This window comes from Nocardioides sp. Root122 (assembly GCF_001425025.1).
In the GTDB taxonomy this organism is placed as follows: domain Bacteria; phylum Actinomycetota; class Actinomycetes; order Propionibacteriales; family Nocardioidaceae; genus Nocardioides.
In genome coordinates, this window is the sequence record NZ_LMDE01000013.1 from 39,198 (window position 1) to 59,000 (window position 19,803).

Below are 19,803 nucleotides of genomic sequence, written 5' to 3' on the forward strand. Positions count from 1 at the left end.
TCAGGAGCAGCCCCGGACGGCAGGCCCTCGGTCAGTCGTCCTCCCACGTGGGGCCGCCGGCCTTGAGCCCGTCGGGCTCGATGGTGGTCATCGGCTTCACGCCCACACGACGCCCGTCGACCATCTTCCACTCGGAGTACGTCGTGGTGTAGGCGTCGCGGCTGTAGGGCTTCCTCCACATGAGGTCGAAGTTCTCCAGGTAGTCGCGCACCATCTGGCGACCGTGCATCGCGAACAGGATCTCGTCCTGCGGCGTGCCGAGGCTCGACCAGTTGGTCGACCCGGTCCACACGATGTTGCTGTCCACGTTGCCGCGGTAGGAGCCGCGCAGCACGAAGTACTTCTGGTGCGTGTAGCGCTCGATGTTCTCGGGCTCCTCCTCGTCGTCCGGCGCCGTGGAGACAGGGTCGTCGACGAGGTTGAAGCCGGTGGAGCGCAGCGGCACACGCCCGCGCGCGGTCGGCGCACCGATGTGCTGCTTGGTGTAGAAGCCCATCAGGCCGTAGTTCACCCGCAGGTTGCAGCCGTTGGCGTAGAGCTCGCGGAGCTTGTCGGCGATGTAGTTGCCACGGTTGCCGCGCATCGTGTGCATGGACAGGCGCAGCAGGGTGCGCCTCTGGGCGCCGGCGGCGTCGGTGTAGACGCACTGCACGTTGTTGAGGATGTCGATGATGATGTCGGTCTGCGGCGTGGTGTAGCGCGGGAAGACCGTGGTGAAGTACTTCTGCTGGTCACCGGCCGGGCAGTTGAGCCCGTCCTCGCAGAACGAGTACGTCGCCCGGCGGCGGTCCCAGTCGGGACGCATGTCGTTGAACAGGGTGACGAACTGGTCGTAGAGCTGCTTCTTGCCCACGCTGGTCCACAGGTCGTTCCACTGCCAGCGCACGGCGTTGAGCGTCATGTTGTGCGAGCCGAGCATGACGACATTGCGGTTCCGGCCGGTGCGGCTGAACAGGTAGAACTTGCTGTGCAGGTTGTTGTACTCGTTCTCGTCGGCCCGGCAGCCGGAGACGCAGCGCTTGAGGAAGCTCGACCTCGTGGTCTTGTGCCCCAGCACGCGCTGGATGCGGACCTGGGCGTTGGGCACGAGGTGGTCGTTGAGGAGCACCTGCACCTTGACCCCGCGCTTGTGGGCGCGGATCAGCTCGTCGGCGAACACCTGGCGGTCCAGGGAGTAGGCCGAGATGACGATCTTCTCGCCCTTGGGCGTGTTGCGGATGGCGCGCAGGATGTGGCGCTCGATGACGAAGCGCTCGCTGGGCACCATCGGGTTGTTGAACTTCGGCCCGAGGGGGACCTTCCACTTCTTGTTCGGCTTGCCCGGCTTCCGGGCGGCCGGCTCCGCAGCGGACGGCGCGGCGCTGCGCGCGGTGGGCGCCGCTGCGCTCGCTCCCGCGGTCAGGCCGCCGGCGGCGACGGCCGGGACGGCCAGGCTGGCGGCGAGGCCCCAGACGCTGAGCAGGGACAGGATCTTGTGACGCACGTCGAATTCTCCTACGTGGCACCCCGGGGGTGCCCGAGTCAGAGGTTCCCGCGGAACCGGGGCGGCACATCACCTGTGCTCGCGCGAACGTCGGCCACGATAGCAGCGACGAGGCGGCCCGCCGACTCCAGAAGCTCCTCCGGCGAGACGCTCTCGGGCACTCGCGCAGCACCTGCCGCGACCTGCTGCGGGGCCCTCAGACGGGCCAGGTCGCCCTTGACGTCGAAGCCGCGGTCGGCGACCAGCGAGGCGGCGGCCCGGTCGAGCTCGGCGAAGCGGTCGAGGTACTTCGTGGGCAGCCCGCCGCGCTCCCGCTCCTGCCCGGCCAGCAGGTCCTCGGCGAGGTAGCCGCGGATCCAGACCCCGCGCTCGAGCGCCGAGTAGCCGGTCAGGTGCTTGTTCACCTGGCGCAGCAGCTCGATCTGGACGATGCCCAGTGCCGGGTTGAGCGACTCGCTCGGAGCGTCGTAGCCGTGCGGATCGACGCCGATGACCTCGGCGAAGTGCTGCCAGTGGGCGTCGCGCGGCTCCCCGGGGCCGGGCATCACGAGCACGTGCACGCGCTCGGGCGGCAGGTCGGGGGTCCAGCGCTCGAGCACACCGGCGAGGTCCCACGTGCGCATGCTGAACTCCGGCCCGCCAGCGGCCTTGCCCGCCATGACCGCGTCCAGGTCGACGGTGCTGCCGTTCTTGACCGACTCCTGCCACCCGGCGGACACCACGTCGGCGGACGGCCGCGCGGTGATGACCAGGTGCACCTCGGCGTCACCGAAGGCGCCCAGCGCGCGGGCGGCCTGCTCGGCGCTCGCACCGCAGAAGAACTCGTGCGTCAGCAGCACGTCCTCGTCACGACCGGCTGCCTCGTCGACCAGTCGCTCCCAGCTCCCGGGCGCCTTGACGTGGCGCTTGGCCAGGCGTGGACGCTCCTGCAGGTCGAGTGCGGCCCACAGGTGCTCGCGGTGCCCGAAGCCGGGCAGGAGGACGCCGTCCTTGCGCAACCGGTCCCGGTTGCCCCACAGGACGTGCTGGAGGTACGTCGTGCCCGTCTTCGGCAGGCCGATGTGCAGGAATGCCCGACGAGGAACGTGCCGGGCTGGGCTCAAGAGAAGTCCCCGCGGTACTTCGCCAGGATCTCCTCGAGCTTGTCCTCGTCGCGGGCGGCGACCGGGAGCAGCAGCTCGGTCACCACGTCCGTCAGCTCGGCGAGCCGCACGTTGAGGGCGCGGTTCTCCTGCACCGCCGCCTCCAGGGCAGCGACCCTCGACTCCAGGTCACCCCCGCCGGTGCGACCGGCCTTCACGCGTCCGAACATCACAACTCCCACTTCTCGAGTGCCACTTCACGAGCTCCAGTCGATGACCATGCGGCAGACCCGGGAGCTGTCGGAGCCACCCGAGACGTCCTCCTCGACGCATTCCAGCACCCGTCCCCCGGACTCCGCGACCTCGGCGCGCACGACGCCCACGTCGAGGGCCTGGCGTACGCCGGTGCGGCGGGCGTAGCCGTCCCGGCCGCGCTCGCTGAGGAACTGCAGGTAGAGCGCACCCGAGGTGCCGGCCAGCATCATCCGGGCCGACCGCAGCATGTTGAGGCGGCCGCGGCGGCCGAGCCGCTCCACGACGTGCACGCAGCCCACGGCGCGTGGGCCCGGCATCCGGGCGACCCAGGCCGAGACGGCCAGGACGTGGCGCAGCTCGAGGAGGTTGAAGAGCTGGAAGGTGACCCGGTCGTCGTCGGCGCGCCGCTCCGCCTCGGGACCGTAGGCGTAGGGCTGGAAGTCGAGGCCGACGGCGCGTGTGCCGCGGTCGGCGAACCAGGCCACGTCGGCACCACGACCGCAGCCGATGTCGACGTAGGTCACCAGGTCGGGGTGCCGCTCGGCGGCCAGGCGGGCGACGGCGGACTCCCGCACGACCTGACCGGCGGTCCGCTTGAAGTAGCCGTGCCAGCCGGCGCGTCCCGTGCGCATCCCGCGGAACCACCCGTTGAAGAGCTCGATGGTGCTGGCCGGGGTGGTGAACTTGTAGGCCGGGTCGGGCACGCGCCAGCCGGGACCGTAGGTGACGGTGAGGAACTTGTCGGGGTCGGCGGGCACCGGGAAGGTCCGGCCCTCCAGGCTCGCCGAGCCGAGCGGGTAGATCCACGACCGCTCGAAGGGCACCGCGATCTCGCCCATCAGGTAGAGGATGCCGTCGCGCATGAAGCCGCCGAACACGTCGAGCCCGCGGTCGAGGCCGTCGCTCTCCTCGACGTGCACCTTGAAGGCGATCGCGGAGTAGCGGGTGACCCGGTAGCCCATGTCGGTGAGGGTGCGCTGGAGCCTGAAGGACTCCCGGATCACGTCGACCGGGTGGTCGCGGTCGCTGACGTAGCCCAGGTCCGCGTCGCTGTCGTGACCGATCAGCCCGCCGTCCCGGATCGCGCCGAGCGCGGTGCCGTAGGCGAGGAACGGCTGCACGCCGGCCTCCCGGAGGGCACCCAGGACCTCGTCGATCGCGTCGAGGAGGGGCTCGACCTGCGCGGCGTCACGGGTGTCGAAGGTCTCGACGAGCTTGAGCGACTTGTCGATCGCCAGCGGGCGCCCGGCCGCGTTGACGATCTCGATCTGGCCCGTGCCCGTGCCGAAGCGCACCTCGTCGGAGAAGATCTGCTCGCCGGACGCGGCGTCGGTCAGGGTGAGGTGGGCGACGCCGTCGAGGAGGGGACGCAGCGGCTTGGGCCAGTGCACGACCCGGCCACCGTCCTCCTCCTCCCCGTCGCGCAGGAGCCAGAAGGACCAGATGCGCCGCTCCCCGAACGAGACGTCGACCAGGCGCTCCTTGCGGCCCGCGAGGTGGACGCCGTCGACGTCGATGGCCCGGACCTCCGGTGCGCCGCGAAGGCGCAACGCGGTCAGGGGCTTCACAGCGTTGACTATATCGACGGCGCAGCGCGCGAGGTGTCGGGGAGGTGGCAGGAGGTGGCAGGGAGGTGGCGCCGGGCGGCCCGGTCACCCGGTGGCGAGCAGCGTGGCCCCGGCGTTCACCATGTTGTGGTCGGAGGCGTTGCCGACGCCGGTGACGTAGTAGTTGTCGAAGTCGACGCCGGACGAGCCGAAGATCCAGTCGACCTGCATGCCGCTCGGCGGCAGGCACCCGCCGGAGTTGCTGCCGCCCGCGGCCGCGGTGAACACGCCGCCCGCGGTGAAGCGGCAGAAGATCTCCTCGCGCTCGTTGTAGTCGCCCGTGGCGATGACCGGGATGCCCTGCTCCTGGTGCAGCGCGGTCAGGTGGGAGATCTCGATGCCCGCTGCCTCGGCGCGCCAGCGCCCGTTGTTGCCGAGGTTGGGGGTGTCGGCGGGGTTGTGGAAGTTCGCGAACCATGCCCGGCGGCCCGTGGCGATGGACTCCAGCAGGACCACCGGCATCTCGATGCGGCTGCCGCCGGCGTAGGGGATCGACAGGGTGTGGGCGTCGACCATCTGCCACACGCTCGAGCGCCAGGCGATGTTGAAGCGGACCGACTTGTCGCCCATCGCCAGGCCGGGGTAGAGGGAGTACTCCCCCGCCCGGGCGCTGAACATGGCGAACTGCGACGACTCCATCTCCTGGAAGCCCACGACGTCGATGTCGCTGCGGCGCAGCGCTCCGATCGCCATGTCCATGCGGGGGCCGGCGTCGGGGAAGCCGGGCTTGTTGCCGCCCGGGCCCGTGTGGGAGTCGCCGAGGAGGTTGAAGCTCGCGACGCGGAACGAGAACGCCTGCGTACGGCGCTCGAGCTGCTGGTTGACCTGCTGGGCGAGCCGGCGCTGGGCCGCACGGAAGCGGCGTACGGACCGCTCGAGTGCCGGTGAGGTCGTGGACGAGGTCGGCTCTACCGCCGGCGGGTCGGTGCGGTCCTTCTTGCCGGCGCCCTTGTCCTTGCCCTCTCCCTCGCCCTCGTCGGGCTCACCGGTCTCGAGGTCGTCGGTGTCCGCGTGGCTGCCGGCGGAGTCGCCCGAGCGGTCGGTGGACTGCGAGCCGAGACCGATCGACCCCTGCGGGCCGCGACCGGGTCCCATGCCGAACGAGAACCAGAGCAGGCTCGCCAGCACCACGACCACGACGCTGGGGACCAGCCACGCAGGGGGCGTCCGGAGCGCGCTCGGGAGCGCGGGGAGCTTCCTGGGGTCCACGGTCACCTTCTGGCTCGGGAGCCGACTGAGGCAGGCACCAGCGCGATCCCCGCCTGAGGCTCGAGGCATCAGGGTACCGGGAAGCGCGTCGGCCCGCCCAACGAACGCTCAACCCGAACGTCAACCCGGCCGTCCCAGCCCGGACGTCGAAGCCCGTAGGTGGCGACGAGCCCTTGCTCAGGCCCCCGGCAGGGTCGCGGGGTCGAAGATCTGGAACCGCTGGTCGGTGTCCATGGTGGAGCCGGGCACCGGGGGCAGCCGCAGGACGCGGGTGACCAGGTTCGCGACACCGCCGGTGCGGATCGGCTGGATCCCCGAGTAGTTCGGCTGGTCGCTCGAGGGCGAGGACAGCGACGGGTTGAGGCCGTAGAGGTCGTCGTCGGCGGGCACGCCGGGACCGGTCACCCACATCGGCACGCGGAAGCCCTCGGGCCAGGACTTCGAGCCCTTGCCGGCCTTCTGGGCACCGGAGGTGCCGACCACGACGAGCAGCGTGGTGCCGTTCATCTCCGGCTGGGCAGCGATCCCGCGTCGGATCGCCGCGACCCGCTGGGAGATCTTGCGCACGGCCCGCTGGTAGGGCTCACCGGTGTAGCCGCTGCGCTGGCCCTCCTTGTAGGCGCCGGACAGCTCGACGACGCTCAGGTCGAAGGGGCGACGGGCGATCTTGGACTTCCACCAGGCCACGGCCTTGGAGTCGTCGCGCAGCACGGTGGCCTTGTCGAACTTGGCCGTGCCGTCGTCGACGCCGTAGGGGTCCTTGCCGCCCGCCTTCTTGTTCCAGCTCGTCCGGACGAGCTGCGCCTCGGGCCGGCTGGCCACGAAGCTGGTGCGCAGGGAGTTGTTGTGGGCCAGGTCGAAGATGCTGGAGACGTACTGGCCGGCCGCGTCGTGCACCGTGCTGGCCTTCTTGCCCCGCTTGCCGACCGCGCCGACGCCGTGCCCGCCGGCCTTGGGGAAGACCCGGCGGCCGGTGAGGAGCGAGACCAGGTTGGCGTCGGGACCGGTGCTCTCCGTCACCGTGCGCGCGTTCATCGTGGAGGCGCCGTTGGCGACCATCCGCTCGAGCTCGGCTGCCTTGGAGCCCAGGCCGCGGACCACCGTGGAGGTGAGGCCGGGCACCGCGACGACCACGACGTGCTGGGCGGTCACCGGCGCGGAGGCGGGGACGACGACGTTGGTCGTGTAGAGCGGGTGGTCGCTGGTCTTGGAGACGTAGTCGTTCCAGACCCTGGTGTAGGTGTTGAAGAAGACGTCCTTGGAGCCGAGGATCCAGTCGATCGCTCCCCCGCCCGGGGGCGAGCAGGTCGTGCCGTCGACGTAGCCGCCGCTGGCGGACCACAGGTTCGCGCCGGGCGCGACGGCGCAGTAGTAGTGCTCGCGCTCGTTCTTGTCACCGAAGGAGATGAACGGGGCGTCGGGGTAGGCGGTGCGCAGCTCGTTGGCCAGCGCCACCTCCATCGCGAAGCCGGCGTCGCGCCACTGCTGGGCGTTGCCGCGGGTGTCGGCGGGGTTGTGCGTGTTGAAGAACCAGGCGCGGCGGCCGGTGTCGACGTTCTGCAGGAGCACGGCGGGCATCCGGCTGGGCGCACCGTCGAAGTAGGGGATCGGCACGGTGCGTGCCTCGAGCAGCTGCCACGTGTCGGTGCGCCACCCGATCGAGTTGACCGACGGGGCGCCCGTCGTGGTGTCGAGGCCGGGATAGGTCTGCCACGACGTGCCCGTCAGCTCCTGGAACCGGGCTGCCTGCGGCGGCTGGAACTCCTGGAAGCCGACCACGTCGAGGTCGTGCTCGCCGAGCAGGGTCACCACGCGGTCCATGCGCACGACGCCGGAGTCCCAGCCCTTGCGGTTGCCACCCGGCGCGGTGTGGTCGGCGCCGAGCACGTTGAAGGTGGCGGCACGGAAGAAGGTCGCCGGCGTGGTCTGGACGGCGGTCGACGCCGACTTCTGCGCGACCTGCGCGGCGGGGACCTCGTCCGCCACCGTCCGGACGGACGCGTGCGGACTGCTCGAGGGGTCGGAGAGGGTGCCGGCGACCGCGACGGCGATCACGGCAGGCACCACCACACCGAGGGCTCGGAGGGGGAAGGACGTGGCGAACATGGGCTGCTGCCTCACAGTGTCGTCGGGGAAGTGGCGTCGCTCGAGGTGGTCGATCGAACCACCCGGCGCACGCACCCGGCCCCCGATCGATGTGACAGGAGTGACTCCTGCGTTGAAAGGGTAACATCCTGCGCCGGTCCCGCACGGCTTGTCGCGGAGCGCCCCGGCGGGCCGCGCACGCTAACGTTGCGGCCGTGAGCACCACCCCGACCCGCGTCTTCGTGGCCCGGCTCGTCGGGCTGCCGATCTTCGACCCCCAGGGCGACCAGGTGGCCAAGGTGCGCGACCTGGTGGTCGCGCTCCGCACGGAGACGAGCCAGCCGCGCGTCCTCGGCATGGTCGCCGAGGTCTTCGGGCGACGGCGCATCTTCGTGCCGATGACCCGGATCACCGCGATCGACAGCGGCCAGGTGCACACGACCGGACTGCTCAACATGCGCCGGTTCGAGCAGCGCTCGACCGAGACGCTCGTGATGGGCCAGATGCTCGACCGCACGGTGACGATCAAGGACACCGCCAAGGACGGCGGCGTCACCGGCGTCGTCTACGACGTGGCGATGGAGCAGGCCCGCAACCGCGACTGGGTGCTGTCCCGCGTCGCGGTGCAGGAGCCCAGCAAGGGCTTCCGGCGCCGCGGCCAGACCCACGTCGTGGAGTGGCGCGACGTGACCGGCCTGACGCGGCACGAGCCCACCCAGGGCGCCACCCACCTGATCGCGGCGCTCAACGAGATGCGACCGGCCGACGCGGCCAACATGATCCACGACCTCCCGCCCGAGCGCCGTACGGCCGTCGTGGCGGCTCTCGACGACGAGCGCCTCGCCGACGTCCTCGAGGAGCTGCCCGAGGAGGACCAGGTCGAGATCCTCGAGCACCTCGACTCCGAGCGCGCCGCCGACGTCCTCGAGGAGATGTCGGCCGACGACGCGGCCGACCTCATCGCCGACCTCAACCCCGAGACCGCCGCCACGCTGCTCGGGCTGATGGAGCCCGAGGAGGCCGAGGACGTCCGGCGCCTGATGTCCTACGACGACAACACCGCCGGCGCGATGATGACGCCCGAGCCGGTGATCCTCTCCCCCGACGCCACGATCGCCGACGCCCTCGCCCACGTGCGCAACCCCGAGCTGACGCCCGCCCTGGCCGCGCTGGTCTACGTCTGCCGCCAGCCGCTGGAGACGCCCACCGGCAAGCTGCTCGGCGCCGCGCACATCCAGCGGCTGCTGCGCGAGCCGCCGTCCACGCTGGTCGCCGCCGCGCTGGACGACTCGATGGACCCGCTGCGTCCCGACGCCTCGATGGACCAGGTCGCCGCGCACCTCGCGACCTACAACCTCGTGGCAGCCCCCGTCGTCGACGACGAGGGCCGGCTGCTGGGCGCGGTGACCGTCGACGACCTGCTCGACCACATGCTGCCCGAGGGCTGGCGTGACCGGGCGCCGCGGCCCGGCCGGATCAACGGAGGGCCTGCGGCCGGGAGGGCAGGATGAGCGAGAGCCGTCGGCCCCGCCTCGACACCCCGCGCGAGACCCGTCGTTCCTTCGTGCGCCGCCCGGCGCTCGACGCCGATGCGTTCGGCGTCTTCGCCGAGTCGTTCGCCCGCTACATGGGCACCGCGAAGTTCCTGCTGTGGATGAGCTTCTTCGTCGCGGCGTGGATCGCGTGGAACGTCCTGGCACCCGCCGACCTGCGCTTCGACGAGTTCCCGTTCATCTTCCTGACCCTGATGCTCAGCCTGCAGGCGTCCTACGCCGCTCCCCTGATCCTGCTCGCGCAGAACCGCCAGGAGCAGCGCGACAAGGTCGTCGCCGAGCAGGACCGGCAGGCCAACGCCCGCGCCCACGCCGACATGGAGTTCCTCGCTCGTGAGGTCGCCTCGCTCCGGATGTCCGTCGGCGAGGTCGCCACCCGCGACTTCCTCCGCTCCGAGCTGCGCGGCCTGCTCGGCGACATCGAGGAGCTCTCCCGTCCCGACCTGTCCACCGAGCACCAGCCTCCCCCGGACCAGGTTTCCCGGCCGGGACCGTGACGCTGCGGGGTGGCTCGTAGACTGGCGCATCATGAGCACCCCCACGCAGCAGCAGGTGATGGACGCACTCGCGACCGTCAACGACCCCGAGATCAAGCGTCCGATCACGGAGCTGGGGATGGTGGACTCCGTCGCCGTGGCCGACGACGGCTCCGTCGCGGTCCACGTGCTCCTCACCGTCGCCGGCTGCCCGCTCAAGGACACCATCAACCGCGACGTCACCGCCGCCGTGACCGCGGTGCCCGGCGTCGCCTCGGTCGACCTCAGCCTCGGCGTGATGACCCCCGAGCAGCGCGCAGGCCTCAAGGAGATCCTCTCCGACGGCCGCGCCCAGCGCGAGATCCCCTTCGCCCAGCCCGGGTCCCTGACCAAGGTCTACGCGATCGCCAGCGGCAAGGGCGGCGTCGGCAAGTCGTCGGTCACGGTCAACCTCGCCCTCGCGCTCGCCGGCCAGGGCCTCAAGGTCGGCATCGTCGACGCCGACATCTACGGCCACTCCGTGCCGGCGATGCTGGGCATCGCCGACACCCGGCCCACCCAGGTCGACGACCTGATCATGCCGGTGCCGACCCCGAGCGGCGTCTCGGTCATCTCGATCGGCATGCTCAAGCCCCGCCGCGACCAGGTCGTGGCCTGGCGTGGTCCGATGCTCGACCGGGCGCTCGTGCAGATGCTCGCCGACGTCTACTGGGGCGACCTCGACGCCCTGCTCCTCGACCTGCCGCCGGGCACCGGCGACGTGGCCATCTCGCTGGGCCAGCACCTGCCCAGCGCCGAGGTCATCGTGGTGACCACCCCGCAGGAGGCCGCTGCCGAGGTGGCCGAGCGCGCCGGCACGATGGCATCGATGATGCACCAGCGGGTGATCGGCGTCGTCGAGAACATGAGCTACCTCCCGTGCCCGCACTGCCCGCCCGAGGACGACCACCGGCTGGACGTCTTCGGCACCGGCGGCGGCGAGCGCGTCGCGCGCACCCTGTCCGAGCGCTTCGGCTACGACGTCCCGGTGCTGGCCACGATCCCGCTCGACATCTCCCTGCGTGAGGGCGGCGACGTCGGCAAGCCCATCGTCGAGGCCGACCCCAGCGCCCCGGCGGCCCGCGAGCTGACCCGGGTGGCGCAGACGCTGTCGGGCCGCGGGCGTGGTCTGGCCGGCATGCAGCTCGGACTCACCCCCTCCAGCCGGTTCTGACCGGTAGGTTCGGGGCATGTTCGACGTCGGGCTGCTGGAGCTGGCCGTGATCGCCCTCGTCGCGGTCGTCGTGCTCGGCCCCGACAAGCTCCCGGACCTGGCCCGCCAGGCCGCCCAGCTGCTGCACCGCGCCCGCACGCTCGCGCACAGCGCCCGCGACGAGCTGCGCACCGAGCTCGGCCCGGACTACGCCGACCTGCAGCTGCGCGACCTCGACCCCCGCACCATCGTGCGCAAGCACATCAGCGAGGCGATGGCCGACTTCGACCGCGAGCAGGCCGCGAACCGGGCCGACACGCTGCCCGAGGGCCAGGTCCCGCCCTACGACGTCGAGGCGACCTGACCGACGCGGCCCTACCCCTCGCGCCGCTGCACGGCCACCAGGGCGGCGTACGGCACCAGGAGCCGCTCGTCCTGGGCGCCCCTAGCCTCGAGGAAGTCGGCGCCGACCCTGTGCACGTGTGCCTCGTGCCGGGTCCCGTCAGCGAGGTGGAGCTGACACCGCTCGTCGGCGTCGGCGAGCCTGCGCAGGGCTGAGCCGAGACCGAGCCGGTCGACGACCGACCACGCCACCTCGGGCACGGAGCGGCCGCTGGCGCCGCGGACGGCCGCGACGGACGCGAGCGGGACGATCCAGTCCTGCCCCGTCCCGCTGAGCAGGCACCACCCGTCCCCGACACGGTCGAGGCTGCCCTCGAGGCGACCGACGTGCGGGAGGTCGAGGGCGACCTGCCGCCCCCGCGAGGCCATCAACCGGCTGGCCAGGGTGACCGACGCGTACTCCGCGCGCGCCCGGTCGGCGAGCTCGGCCTCCCGGTCGACCTCCCACAGCGCCGAGGCCTGCCCCTCGAGGTCGTCGAACAGCGCGAACAGCTCGTGCTCCCAGGACATGGCGCGAGCCTAGCCAGCGCCGGCTCGGCCAGGTGCTGTGGAGAGACCTTTGACAGTGATGTCAAACCTTCGTTGAATGTGGCAAACACACGCAAACGAAAGGTTCGCGTCGATGTCTCGGGGATTCCACACGATCGGGCGGCCGGTAACGGTCTGGGCGGCCGTGTCCGCTGCCGCCGCCCTGACCGCCGGGGCAACGCCCGGTGCGTGGCGCGCGGCGGGCGGGGCGGGCCCGGACGCGGTGGACGACCTGCTCGTGGCCGCCTGTGCGACAGCGCTGTCCGTCGCGCTCGCCTGGCTGTGGCTCGTCACCACGGCGACCGTGTGCGGGCTGCTGATCGGGAGGACCCGCACGGGGGGCGGGACGACCAGGCGGCTGGTGCTCGTGGCGTGCGGGGTCGCGGTGGCGGTCGGCACCGGCCACCCGGCGGTGGCGGCCGGGGGCGAGGGGAGCGAGCTGCTCGCCGGGCTGGCGCTCCCCGAGCGGGCCGTCGCCCCCGCGGCGCACCACCGGCCGCGGCCGGTCCCGACGACCGGCACGGCGCCCGACACCTACGTCGTACGTCCCGGCGACTCGCTGTGGTCGATCGCCCGCACCCATCCCGGCGCCACCGGATCGGTGGACCGGCGCTGGCGGGCGATCTGGGAGGCCAACCGCGACGTCGTGGGCGACGACCCCGACCTCATCCTCCCCGGCCAGGCGCTCCGCCTGCCCGGAAGCACCCACCACGACCGACTCGAGCAGGACGGAGACTGAGATGAGCACGCACGACACCCACGCCGAGGTCATCTTGCTGAGGCCGGCGTCATCGATGGCGAGCGTGCAGGGCAGCCTGGCCCTCGACCTCACCCCGCGGACCGCTCCCCCGCGCCCGCGCCTGCGCAGCGCCCACACCAACGACCTGGTCGCGGCCGACCCGGCCGCCCGGAGCCGCGTGGACGCCTTCGTCGGGCGCTACCTGCAGGCCGCGGTGGAGATCGGCGCCGGCGACCGGCCGGTGGCGCAGCTGCTGCGCCACACCGTCCCGGAGGTGTACGACGACCTGGTCGGGCGTGCGCGCACGGTCAGCGCGGCCGCCGCACTCACGCCCGGCCGGGTCCGCGGACCCAACCCGGCGCGACCGGTCGTGGTCGGCGTACGCACGGCCCTGATCCGCAGCGACGCGGTCGAGGCCAGCGCGCACGTGCGCTACGGCAGGCGCTCCCGCGCGGTCGCCGCACGCTTCGAGATCGTGCGGGACCGGTGGCAGTGCGTCGCCCTCGCCTGGGGGTGAACCGGGTGACTCAGCCGCCCGCGCGCGTGGTGTAGCCGGACGCCCCACCCGGGGCGCCGTGGCAGCGCTTGAACTTCTGGCCCGAGCCGCAGGGGCACAGGGAGTTGCGCCCGACACCGGCGAACGGGTCGTCGGAGGCCACGTGCTCGGCGTGCACCTCGGCCTCGCCGTCCTCGCTGGGCGCGCTGTAGGACAGCTGCTGGGGGCGCGACGGCTTGTCCAGGCCCTTGGCGCGGATCGTCGGGGCCTGCTGCTGCGGCTGCGCGCCGGGGGCGTGGGCGGCCGCCTGGGCGAAGTCGATCTGCGGGGTGGCAGCCGACACCTGGGGCGCCACGGCCGCGACCTCCTCGTCGGGCTGCTCGTCCTCGACCTCGACCTGGAGGTTGAAGAGGAAGCCGACCGACTCCTCCTTGATGCCGTCCATCATCGCGGCGAACATGTCGAAGCCCTCGCGCTGGTACTCGACCAGCGGGTCACGCTGGGAGTAGGCGCGGAGGTAGATGCCCTCACGGAGGTAGTCCATCTCGTAGAGGTGCTCGCGCCACTTGCGGTCGAGCACCGAGAGGACGACGCGGCGCTCGAGCTCGCGCTGCACCTCCTCGCCCATCTCGTCCTCGCGACGGTCGTAGGCCTCCTGGGCGTCCTTCTGCAGGTCCTCGATGAGCTTCTCGCGGCTGATGTTCTCCAGGCCGCCGGCCTCCTTGACGAGGCCTTCCTTGGTGAGGCCCATCGGGTAGAGCTGGCCGAGCGCGGCGAACAGCGCGTCGAGGTCCCAGTCCTCCGCGTAGCCCTCGGTCGCCCCGCGGACGTAGCCGCTGACGACGTCGTCGATGAAGCCGCGGATCTGCTCGCCGAGGTCGGCACCCTCGAGGACGCGACGGCGCTCGGCGTAGATGACCTCACGCTGGCGGCTCATCACGTCGTCGTACTTGAGGACGTTCTTGCGCGACTCGAAGTTCTGAGACTCGATGTTGGCCTGGGCGCCGGCGATCGCGTTGCTGACGCGCTTGGCGTCGATCGGCACGTCGTCGGGGACCTTGAGCACGGTGAGGATCCGGTCGACCCACTCCGACTTGAACAGCCGCATCATCTCGTCCTGCAGCGACAGGTAGAACCGGGACTCACCCGGGTCGCCCTGGCGACCGGAACGACCGCGCAGCTGGTTGTCGATGCGGCGCGACTCGTGACGCTCGGTGCCGACGACGTAGAGGCCGCCGAGCTCCTTGACCTCGTCGTGCTCGGCCGCGACCTGGGCCTTGATCCGCTCGACCATCGCGGGCCACGCGGCGTCGTAGTCCTCCGTGGTCTCGACCGGGTCGAGGCCCTGCTTGCGCAGCTCCTGGTCGGCGAGGAAGTCCACCGAGCCACCGAGCATGATGTCGGTGCCTCGACCGGCCATGTTGGTGGCGACGGTGACCGCGCCCTTGTGGCCGGCCAGTGCGACGACCTTCGCCTCGTCGGCGTGCTGCTTGGCGTTGAGGACCGTGTGCGGGATGCCGCGCTTCTTGAGCAGGTTGGAGAGGTACTCGGACTTCTCGACCGACACGGTGCCGATCAGGATCGGCTGGCCCTTCTCATGGCGCTCGGCGATGTCGTCGGCGACGGCGGAGTACTTCGCCTCCTCGGTCCGGTAGACCAGGTCGACGTTGTCCTTGCGCTGCATCGGACGGTTCGTCGGGATCGGCACGACGCCGAGCTTGTAGATCTTGTCGAACTCGGAGGCCTCGGTCATGGCCGTACCGGTCATGCCGGAGAGCTTCTCGTAGAGGCGGAAGTAGTTCTGCAGGGTGATCGTGGCGAGGGTCTGGTACTCCTCGCGGACGGTCACGCCCTCCTTGGCCTCGATGGCCTGGTGCAGTCCGTCGTTGTAGCGGCGACCGGCCAGGATGCGGCCGGTGTGCTCGTCGACGATGAGCACCTCGCCGTCCATGACGACGTACTCCTTGTCGTTGCGGAACAGCTCCTTGGCCTTGATGGAGTTGTTCAGGAACGAGATGAGGGGGGTGTTGACCGAGTCGTAGAGGTTGTCGATCCCGAGGTGGTCCTCGACCTTGGTGATGCCGGGCTCGAGCACGGAGATCGTGCGCTTCTTCTCGTCGACCTCGTAGTCGACGTCCTTGACGAGGGTGCGGGTCAGCTTCGCGAACTCGGCGTACCACTTCACCTCGTCCTGGGTCGGGCCGCTGATGATCAGCGGCGTCCGCGCCTCGTCGATGAGGATCGAGTCGACCTCGTCGACGATGGCGAAGTTGTGGCCGCGCTGCACGCACTCCTCGACCGAGTCGGCCATGTTGTCGCGCAGGTAGTCGAAGCCGAGCTCGTTGTTGGTGCCGTAGGTGATGTCGCAGGCGTAGGCCTCGCGGCGCTCCGCGGGACGCATCGACGGCAGGATCACGCCGACGGTCAGGCCGAGGAAGTGGTGGACGCGGCCCATCTGCTCGGACTGGAACTTCGCGAGGTAGTCGTTGACCGTGACCACGTGCACGCCCTTGCCGGCGAGCGCGTTGAGGTAGGACGGCAGGACCGCGACGAGGGTCTTGCCCTCTCCGGTCTTCATCTCGGCGATGTTGCCGAGGTGGAGGGCGGCGGCACCCATGACCTGGACGTCGAAGGGCCGCATGCCCAGCACGCGCTTGCTCGCCTCGCGGACGACCGCGAACGCCTCCGGCATGATGTCGTCGAGCGTCTCGCCGTTGCTCAGGCGGTCGCGGAACTCGGCGGTCATGCCGCGGAGCTCGTCGTCGCTCATCGAGACGAAGTCGTCCTCGATGGCGTTGACCGCCTTCACGATGGCTTCGAGCTCACGAAGGATCTTGCCCTCGCCGATGCGGAGCAGCTTGTCGATGATGGCAGGCACGAGTGGTAACTGTACCTACCGGTCCAACGCAGGACCCAATGCGTAGGACAGTGGCCCGGAGAGGTCCCCGCGGTCGCCCACGACCACGTCGTCCAGGCCCAGCCAGCCTGCCAGCCGGCGCAGCTCGGCGGCGAGCTCGGCGGCGGTCCCGGCGGGCGCGTGCGGCTCCGCGAAGGCGCCCGGGACGAGGAGCACCCCCGCGGCCCGGTCCGCCTTGAGGTCGACGCGCGCCACGAGCCGGTCACCGAGCAGGAACGGGAGGACGTAGTAGCCGTGGAGCCGCTTCTCGGCCGGGACGTAGATCTCGATGCGGTAGAAGAAGTCGAACAGCGCCTCGAGGCGGGCCCGCTCCCAGACCACCGGGTCGAACGGGCTGAGCAGCGTGCGCGCGGCGACCTTGCGCGGCAGCACGGCGTCGCGGTGGAGCCACGTCGGGCGCGTCCAGCCCTGCACGGCGACCGGGACCAGCTCGCCCTCCTCGACCAGCTGGTCGATGGCGACCTTGGCGCTGGCCCTGCCGGGGGCCGGCTGCAGGCGCAGGCGGTAGTAGTCGGCCAGGCAGGTGGCGCTCGCGACGCCGTGCGAGCGCGCGGCGCGGCGGACGAGCTCGGTGACCGCCTCCTGGGGTGTCGGCGTGGGGGCGGCCAGCACCGAGGCGGGCAGCACGCGCTCGGTGAGGTCGTAGAGCACCTCGAACTGGCTGGTGCGCCCGGCGATCGCGACGTCACCGACGAGGAAGAGGTAGTCGAGGACCTTGCGGGCCTCCGACCAGTTCCAGCCCCAGTGCTCCTTGGTGCGTGGACCGGTGCTGAACTCCTCCTCGAGGTGCCGGGCGGTGACCGGACCCCGGTCGCGCACTGCGTCGAGCACGCGCGGCTCCAGGGTGGCGTCGGCGGTGAACCCCCACTTGCCGCGCTCGGAGCGGTAGTGCTCCATCCGGTGCCGCATGAACGGCCACAGCTCGACCGGCATGAGCGCCTGGACGTGGGCCCAGTACTCCACCACCCGGCGCGGCCGGCGCTCGGACGCGCGCCGCAGGAGGTCGACGTCGTAGGGGCCCATCCGGGAGTAGAGCGGCATGTAGTGGGCGCGCTGGAGCACGTTGACCGAGTCGACCTGCAGGACACCGGTGCGCGCGAGCGTGCGGTCGAACGTCTTCATCGACGGCGTGGTGTGGGGTCGCGCGGTGAACCCCTGGGCGGCGAGCGCGATGCGGCGCGCCTGGAGCTGGGTGAGCGACTCGGTCACGGGTGGCACTCAACCAGAGAGGACCGACACCCTGTCCGGCCTCGTGCGCGGGCTACGGCAGGTCCAGCAGCTTCTCGCGCATGGCGTACATGACGGCCTCCATGCGGGAGTGCAGCTGCAGCTTCTCGAGGATGTTGCGGACGTGGTTCTTGACCGTGTTCTCGGAGATGAACAGCTCCTTGGCGACCTCACGGTTGTTGAGGCCCTTGGCCACGAGGCGCAGCACCTCGAGCTCGCGGTCGGTCAGCCGCAGTGCCGGGCCCTGCTCGCGCTCGGGCTTGGACATCTGCTTGAACTCGTCGATGAGCTTGACCGCCATCGAGGGGCTGATCAGCGACTGGCCCTCGTTGACGACACGGATCGCCTGGGCGACCTCCTCGATCGAGGAGTCCTTGAGGAGGTAGCCGGAGGCGCCGTTCTTGACCGACTCGTAGAGGTCGGCCTCCTCGTCGGAGACGGTGAGCATGATGATCTTGGCGGCCGGGACGGCCTCCTTGATCGCGCTGCAGGCCTCGACGCCGGTGCGGCGCGGCATGCGTACGTCGAGCAGGATCACGTCGGGGGCGGTCTTCACCGCGAGGTCGGTGGCGGTCACACCGTCGGCGGCCTCGCCCACCACCTCGATGTCGGTGTCGCCGCTGAGCAGCATGATCAAGCCGCGGCGGAAGAGCTCCTGGTCGTCGACCACCAGGACGCGGACGGGTTCGCTGCTGTGTGCCTCGGTCACGCGCGCATCATGTCATGCGCGCGTGACCTGCGTCGCGGGGACGACACCCCGGGGTGAGGCGCTCAGTCGACGTCGAGCGAGATGACGCCGTAGTCGTAGCCACGGCGGCGGTAGACCACCGACGGCCGCTCGCTCTCCTTGTCGACGAACAGGTAGAAGTCGTGCCCCACGAGCTCCATCTCGTAGAGGGCCTGGTCGAGGGTCATCGGGGCCGCGGTGTGGGACTTCTCGCGCACCACGAGGGGGCCGTCACCGGTGACGGTGATCGGTCCGACCTTGCGCTCGATGACCGCGTCGTCGGCACCCGACTCGCCCACCTCGGGCAGGCCGGCGAGGGCCTCCCCCACACCCACGTGCGCGTTGCGTCCCTTGTGGACACGGCGCCGGTCGGCGGCGCGGCGCATCTGGGACTGCATCTTGTCGAGGGCGAGGTCCAGCGCACCCATCTTGTCGTCGGCGGCCGCCTCGGCGCGGATCACCGGCCCCTTGGAGAAGGCGGTCAGCTCGACCTTGACCGACCGGTCGTGCTGGCGGGGGTTCTTCTCGAGCTCCACCTCCACCTGGACGCGCATGATGCGGTGATCGTGCTTCTCCAGACGCGTGAGCTTCTCCGAGACATGTTCGCGGAACCGATCGGACACCTCGCAGTGCCGTCCCGTGACCACAACCTCCATGTGAACCTCCTCAACCAGTGAGCGGCCGCACCCTTCCATGGGCCGCGGCGCCGTGCGCCGGGGCAGGGTGGGATGGAATCCGCCCGGCCGACCTGGTCTTCGACCCCACAACCGCCTGCTGAAGCGTTCGCAACTTCTCCGTCACTACTGGCCTTCTCCCGGCGTCCGGCACATCTGGTGCCGGGACCGAGGCAGGACTTACTTCTAAGCCGCACCGTGATCGTCCGGCGGGCTCCGCGTCAGACGCGGTGCCCGTGGACTTACGTGGACCGTTTCGCCTGCGACTGGCATCGGCTTGCCACGGGACGGACCGAGCGCTGCACCTGACGGTGTCGCGCGCACCCCTCTCCGTGACGCAACCACGGACCCGGGCGGACTCCATGACAAGACGCTAGCCCCTCATCGGCTCCGAACCAACAGCGGGGTCACCTGTCGGTCGACCTCCGGCGGGTGGCCGCGACGACCGCGATCGCGACGGGTGACAGCCCGACCGCCTGGAGGGCGCGCTGGGCCTCGCGGGCGGTCGCACCGGTCGTCACGACGTCGTCGCAGACCACGACGTAGGCCTCCCGGTGCCGCCGGGCGAGGCGCCCGAGGAGCGGGGTCGGGCAGTGCATCGACAGGTGCACGTTGGCCGCCCGGCCGCGGGCGTCGAGGCCCGCCTGGTCGGCCGCGCCGCGGGAGACGACCAGGGGCGCCACGACCACCTCACGCGTCCGTCGTACGCGTCCGGCGGCTGCGCGCGCGAGCGCGGTGGTGGCCTCGTAGCCGCGCTGGCGGCCGGCGCCCGGCCGGGACGGCACGGGGACGAGCAGCACCGGGACCGCGGGGTCGAGCCCGGCGACGGCTGCGCCCACGGTCACGGCCAGCAGGTCGCCGAGCACGCGGCGGTGGCCCCACTGCCCGCGGTCCTTGTGGCCGACCACCAGCGCGCGCACGGCGCCGTCGTAGGACTCGGTGGCCCAGGGCGGCACCAGTCCGGCGGGCGTCGGCGACGGCCAGGCCACCGACGCCTCGTGCGCGAGCCCCGCGCGGCAGGCTGGGCACAGCATCCGGCCCGGCCGGTCGCACCCGACGCACCGGCTGCCGAGGAACAGGTCGAGGGCCTCGTCGAGCACGCTGCCATCGCAGCAGCCCGCGAGCGGCACCGGCAAGCAGGGCCGCGGGGG

18 protein-coding genes are annotated in these 19,803 nt (G+C 71.2%); 6 read left to right on the top strand and 12 right to left on the bottom strand.

What is annotated here, in order from left to right:
* Positions 1-31: 31 nt before the first annotated feature.
* The 6 genes from ASC64_RS17295 to ASC64_RS17320 form a co-directional block, all read right to left on the bottom strand.
* The gene (locus ASC64_RS17295; protein WP_056908803.1) at positions 32-1,483 is read right to left on the bottom strand and encodes a phospholipase D-like domain-containing protein; all 1,452 of its coding nucleotides are present in this window, start codon (positions 1,481-1,483) and stop codon (positions 32-34) included.
* Between the two features lie 38 nt (positions 1,484-1,521).
* Positions 1,522-2,586 (bottom strand): hypothetical protein, encoded by a 1,065-nt coding sequence (locus ASC64_RS17300; protein ID WP_156385263.1) that lies wholly within the window; start codon positions 2,584-2,586, stop codon positions 1,522-1,524.
* A complete protein-coding gene (locus ASC64_RS17305; RefSeq protein WP_056908805.1) occupies positions 2,583-2,795 on the bottom strand; it encodes a DUF6752 domain-containing protein in 213 nt (70 codons plus the stop codon). The genes ASC64_RS17300 and ASC64_RS17305 overlap by 4 nt, the downstream gene beginning before the upstream one ends.
* Before the next feature lie 27 nt (positions 2,796-2,822).
* On the bottom strand, positions 2,823-4,388 hold the full coding sequence (locus ASC64_RS17310) for a hypothetical protein (RefSeq protein WP_056908806.1): 1,566 nt from the start codon (positions 4,386-4,388) through the stop codon (positions 2,823-2,825).
* Positions 4,389-4,472: 84 nt separating this feature from the next.
* Complete coding sequence (locus tag ASC64_RS17315) at positions 4,473-5,636, bottom strand: endonuclease/exonuclease/phosphatase family protein (RefSeq protein ID WP_056908807.1); 1,164 nt, start codon at positions 5,634-5,636, stop codon at positions 4,473-4,475.
* Positions 5,637-5,813: 177 nt separating this feature from the next.
* Entirely contained in the window at positions 5,814-7,742 is a 1,929-nt protein-coding gene (locus tag ASC64_RS17320; protein ID WP_156385264.1) for an endonuclease/exonuclease/phosphatase family protein, read from the bottom strand.
* Between the two features lie 194 nt (positions 7,743-7,936).
* On the opposite strand from ASC64_RS17320, the gene ASC64_RS17325 reads away from it, so the two are divergent.
* The 4 genes from ASC64_RS17325 to ASC64_RS17340 are packed head-to-tail and all read left to right on the top strand — an operon-like array spanning position 7,937 to position 11,306.
* Positions 7,937-9,232: a magnesium transporter MgtE N-terminal domain-containing protein gene (locus tag ASC64_RS17325; protein WP_056908809.1), complete on the top strand. Its 1,296-nt coding sequence runs from the start codon at positions 7,937-7,939 to the stop codon at positions 9,230-9,232.
* Entirely contained in the window at positions 9,229-9,771 is a 543-nt protein-coding gene (locus tag ASC64_RS17330; protein ID WP_056908810.1) for a DUF1003 domain-containing protein, read from the top strand. Before ASC64_RS17325 ends, ASC64_RS17330 begins: the two co-directional genes overlap by 4 nt.
* A gap of 31 nt (positions 9,772-9,802) precedes the next feature.
* Positions 9,803-10,963: an Mrp/NBP35 family ATP-binding protein gene (locus tag ASC64_RS17335; protein WP_056908811.1), complete on the top strand. Its 1,161-nt coding sequence runs from the start codon at positions 9,803-9,805 to the stop codon at positions 10,961-10,963.
* 16 nt (positions 10,964-10,979) lie between these two features.
* Complete coding sequence (locus tag ASC64_RS17340; protein ID WP_056908812.1) at positions 10,980-11,306, top strand: sec-independent translocase; 327 nt, start codon at positions 10,980-10,982, stop codon at positions 11,304-11,306.
* An 11-nt stretch (positions 11,307-11,317) separates the two neighbouring features.
* On the opposite strand, the gene ASC64_RS17345 is transcribed toward ASC64_RS17340, so the two are convergent.
* Positions 11,318-11,854, bottom strand: a complete 537-nt coding sequence (locus tag ASC64_RS17345) for a hypothetical protein (protein WP_056908813.1) — start codon at positions 11,852-11,854, stop codon at positions 11,318-11,320.
* Positions 11,855-11,966: 112 nt separating this feature from the next.
* Between ASC64_RS17345 and ASC64_RS22205 the strand changes: the two genes are divergently transcribed.
* Positions 11,967-12,611 (top strand): LysM peptidoglycan-binding domain-containing protein, encoded by a 645-nt coding sequence (locus ASC64_RS22205; protein ID WP_200937871.1) that lies wholly within the window; start codon positions 11,967-11,969, stop codon positions 12,609-12,611.
* 1 nt (position 12,612) lies between these two features.
* Positions 12,613-13,128, top strand: a complete 516-nt coding sequence (locus ASC64_RS17355; RefSeq protein ID WP_056908815.1) for an Rv3235 family protein — start codon at positions 12,613-12,615, stop codon at positions 13,126-13,128.
* 10 nt (positions 13,129-13,138) lie between these two features.
* On the opposite strand, the gene secA is transcribed toward ASC64_RS17355, so the two are convergent.
* The 5 genes from secA to ASC64_RS17380 form a co-directional block, all read right to left on the bottom strand.
* Entirely contained in the window at positions 13,139-15,985 is a 2,847-nt protein-coding gene (secA, locus tag ASC64_RS17360; RefSeq protein WP_056908816.1) for a preprotein translocase subunit SecA, read from the bottom strand.
* Positions 15,986-16,000: 15 nt separating this feature from the next.
* Positions 16,001-17,233: a winged helix-turn-helix domain-containing protein gene (locus ASC64_RS17365; protein WP_235563806.1), complete on the bottom strand. Its 1,233-nt coding sequence runs from the start codon at positions 17,231-17,233 to the stop codon at positions 16,001-16,003.
* 52 nt (positions 17,234-17,285) lie between these two features.
* Positions 17,286-17,960: a response regulator gene (locus tag ASC64_RS17370; protein WP_056908818.1), complete on the bottom strand. Its 675-nt coding sequence runs from the start codon at positions 17,958-17,960 to the stop codon at positions 17,286-17,288.
* Between the two features lie 62 nt (positions 17,961-18,022).
* Positions 18,023-18,634, bottom strand: coding sequence for a ribosome hibernation-promoting factor, HPF/YfiA family (gene hpf, locus ASC64_RS17375; RefSeq protein WP_056908819.1), 612 nt, complete (start codon positions 18,632-18,634; stop codon positions 18,023-18,025).
* Positions 18,635-19,059: 425 nt separating this feature from the next.
* A complete protein-coding gene (locus tag ASC64_RS17380; protein ID WP_082550593.1) occupies positions 19,060-19,752 on the bottom strand; it encodes a ComF family protein in 693 nt (230 codons plus the stop codon).
* Positions 19,753-19,803: the final 51 nt, after the last annotated feature.

Excerpts from the sequence above, each read along its gene's own strand:
- ASC64_RS17305 (WP_056908805.1), bottom strand. The coding sequence starts at position 2,795 with ATGTTCGGACGCGTGAAGGCCGGTCGCACCGGCGGGGGTGACCTGGAG.
- ASC64_RS17320 (WP_156385264.1), bottom strand. The coding sequence starts at position 7,742 with ATGTTCGCCACGTCCTTCCCCCTCCGAGCCCTCGGTGTGGTGGTGCCT.
- ASC64_RS17330 (WP_056908810.1), top strand. The coding sequence starts at position 9,229 with ATGAGCGAGAGCCGTCGGCCCCGCCTCGACACCCCGCGCGAGACCCGT.
- ASC64_RS17335 (WP_056908811.1), top strand. The coding sequence starts at position 9,803 with ATGAGCACCCCCACGCAGCAGCAGGTGATGGACGCACTCGCGACCGTC.
- ASC64_RS17340 (WP_056908812.1), top strand. The coding sequence starts at position 10,980 with ATGTTCGACGTCGGGCTGCTGGAGCTGGCCGTGATCGCCCTCGTCGCG.
- ASC64_RS17345 (WP_056908813.1), bottom strand. The coding sequence starts at position 11,854 with ATGTCCTGGGAGCACGAGCTGTTCGCGCTGTTCGACGACCTCGAGGGG.
- ASC64_RS22205 (WP_200937871.1), top strand. The coding sequence starts at position 11,967 with ATGTCTCGGGGATTCCACACGATCGGGCGGCCGGTAACGGTCTGGGCG.
- ASC64_RS17355 (WP_056908815.1), top strand. The coding sequence starts at position 12,613 with ATGAGCACGCACGACACCCACGCCGAGGTCATCTTGCTGAGGCCGGCG.
- hpf (WP_056908819.1), bottom strand. The coding sequence starts at position 18,634 with ATGGAGGTTGTGGTCACGGGACGGCACTGCGAGGTGTCCGATCGGTTC.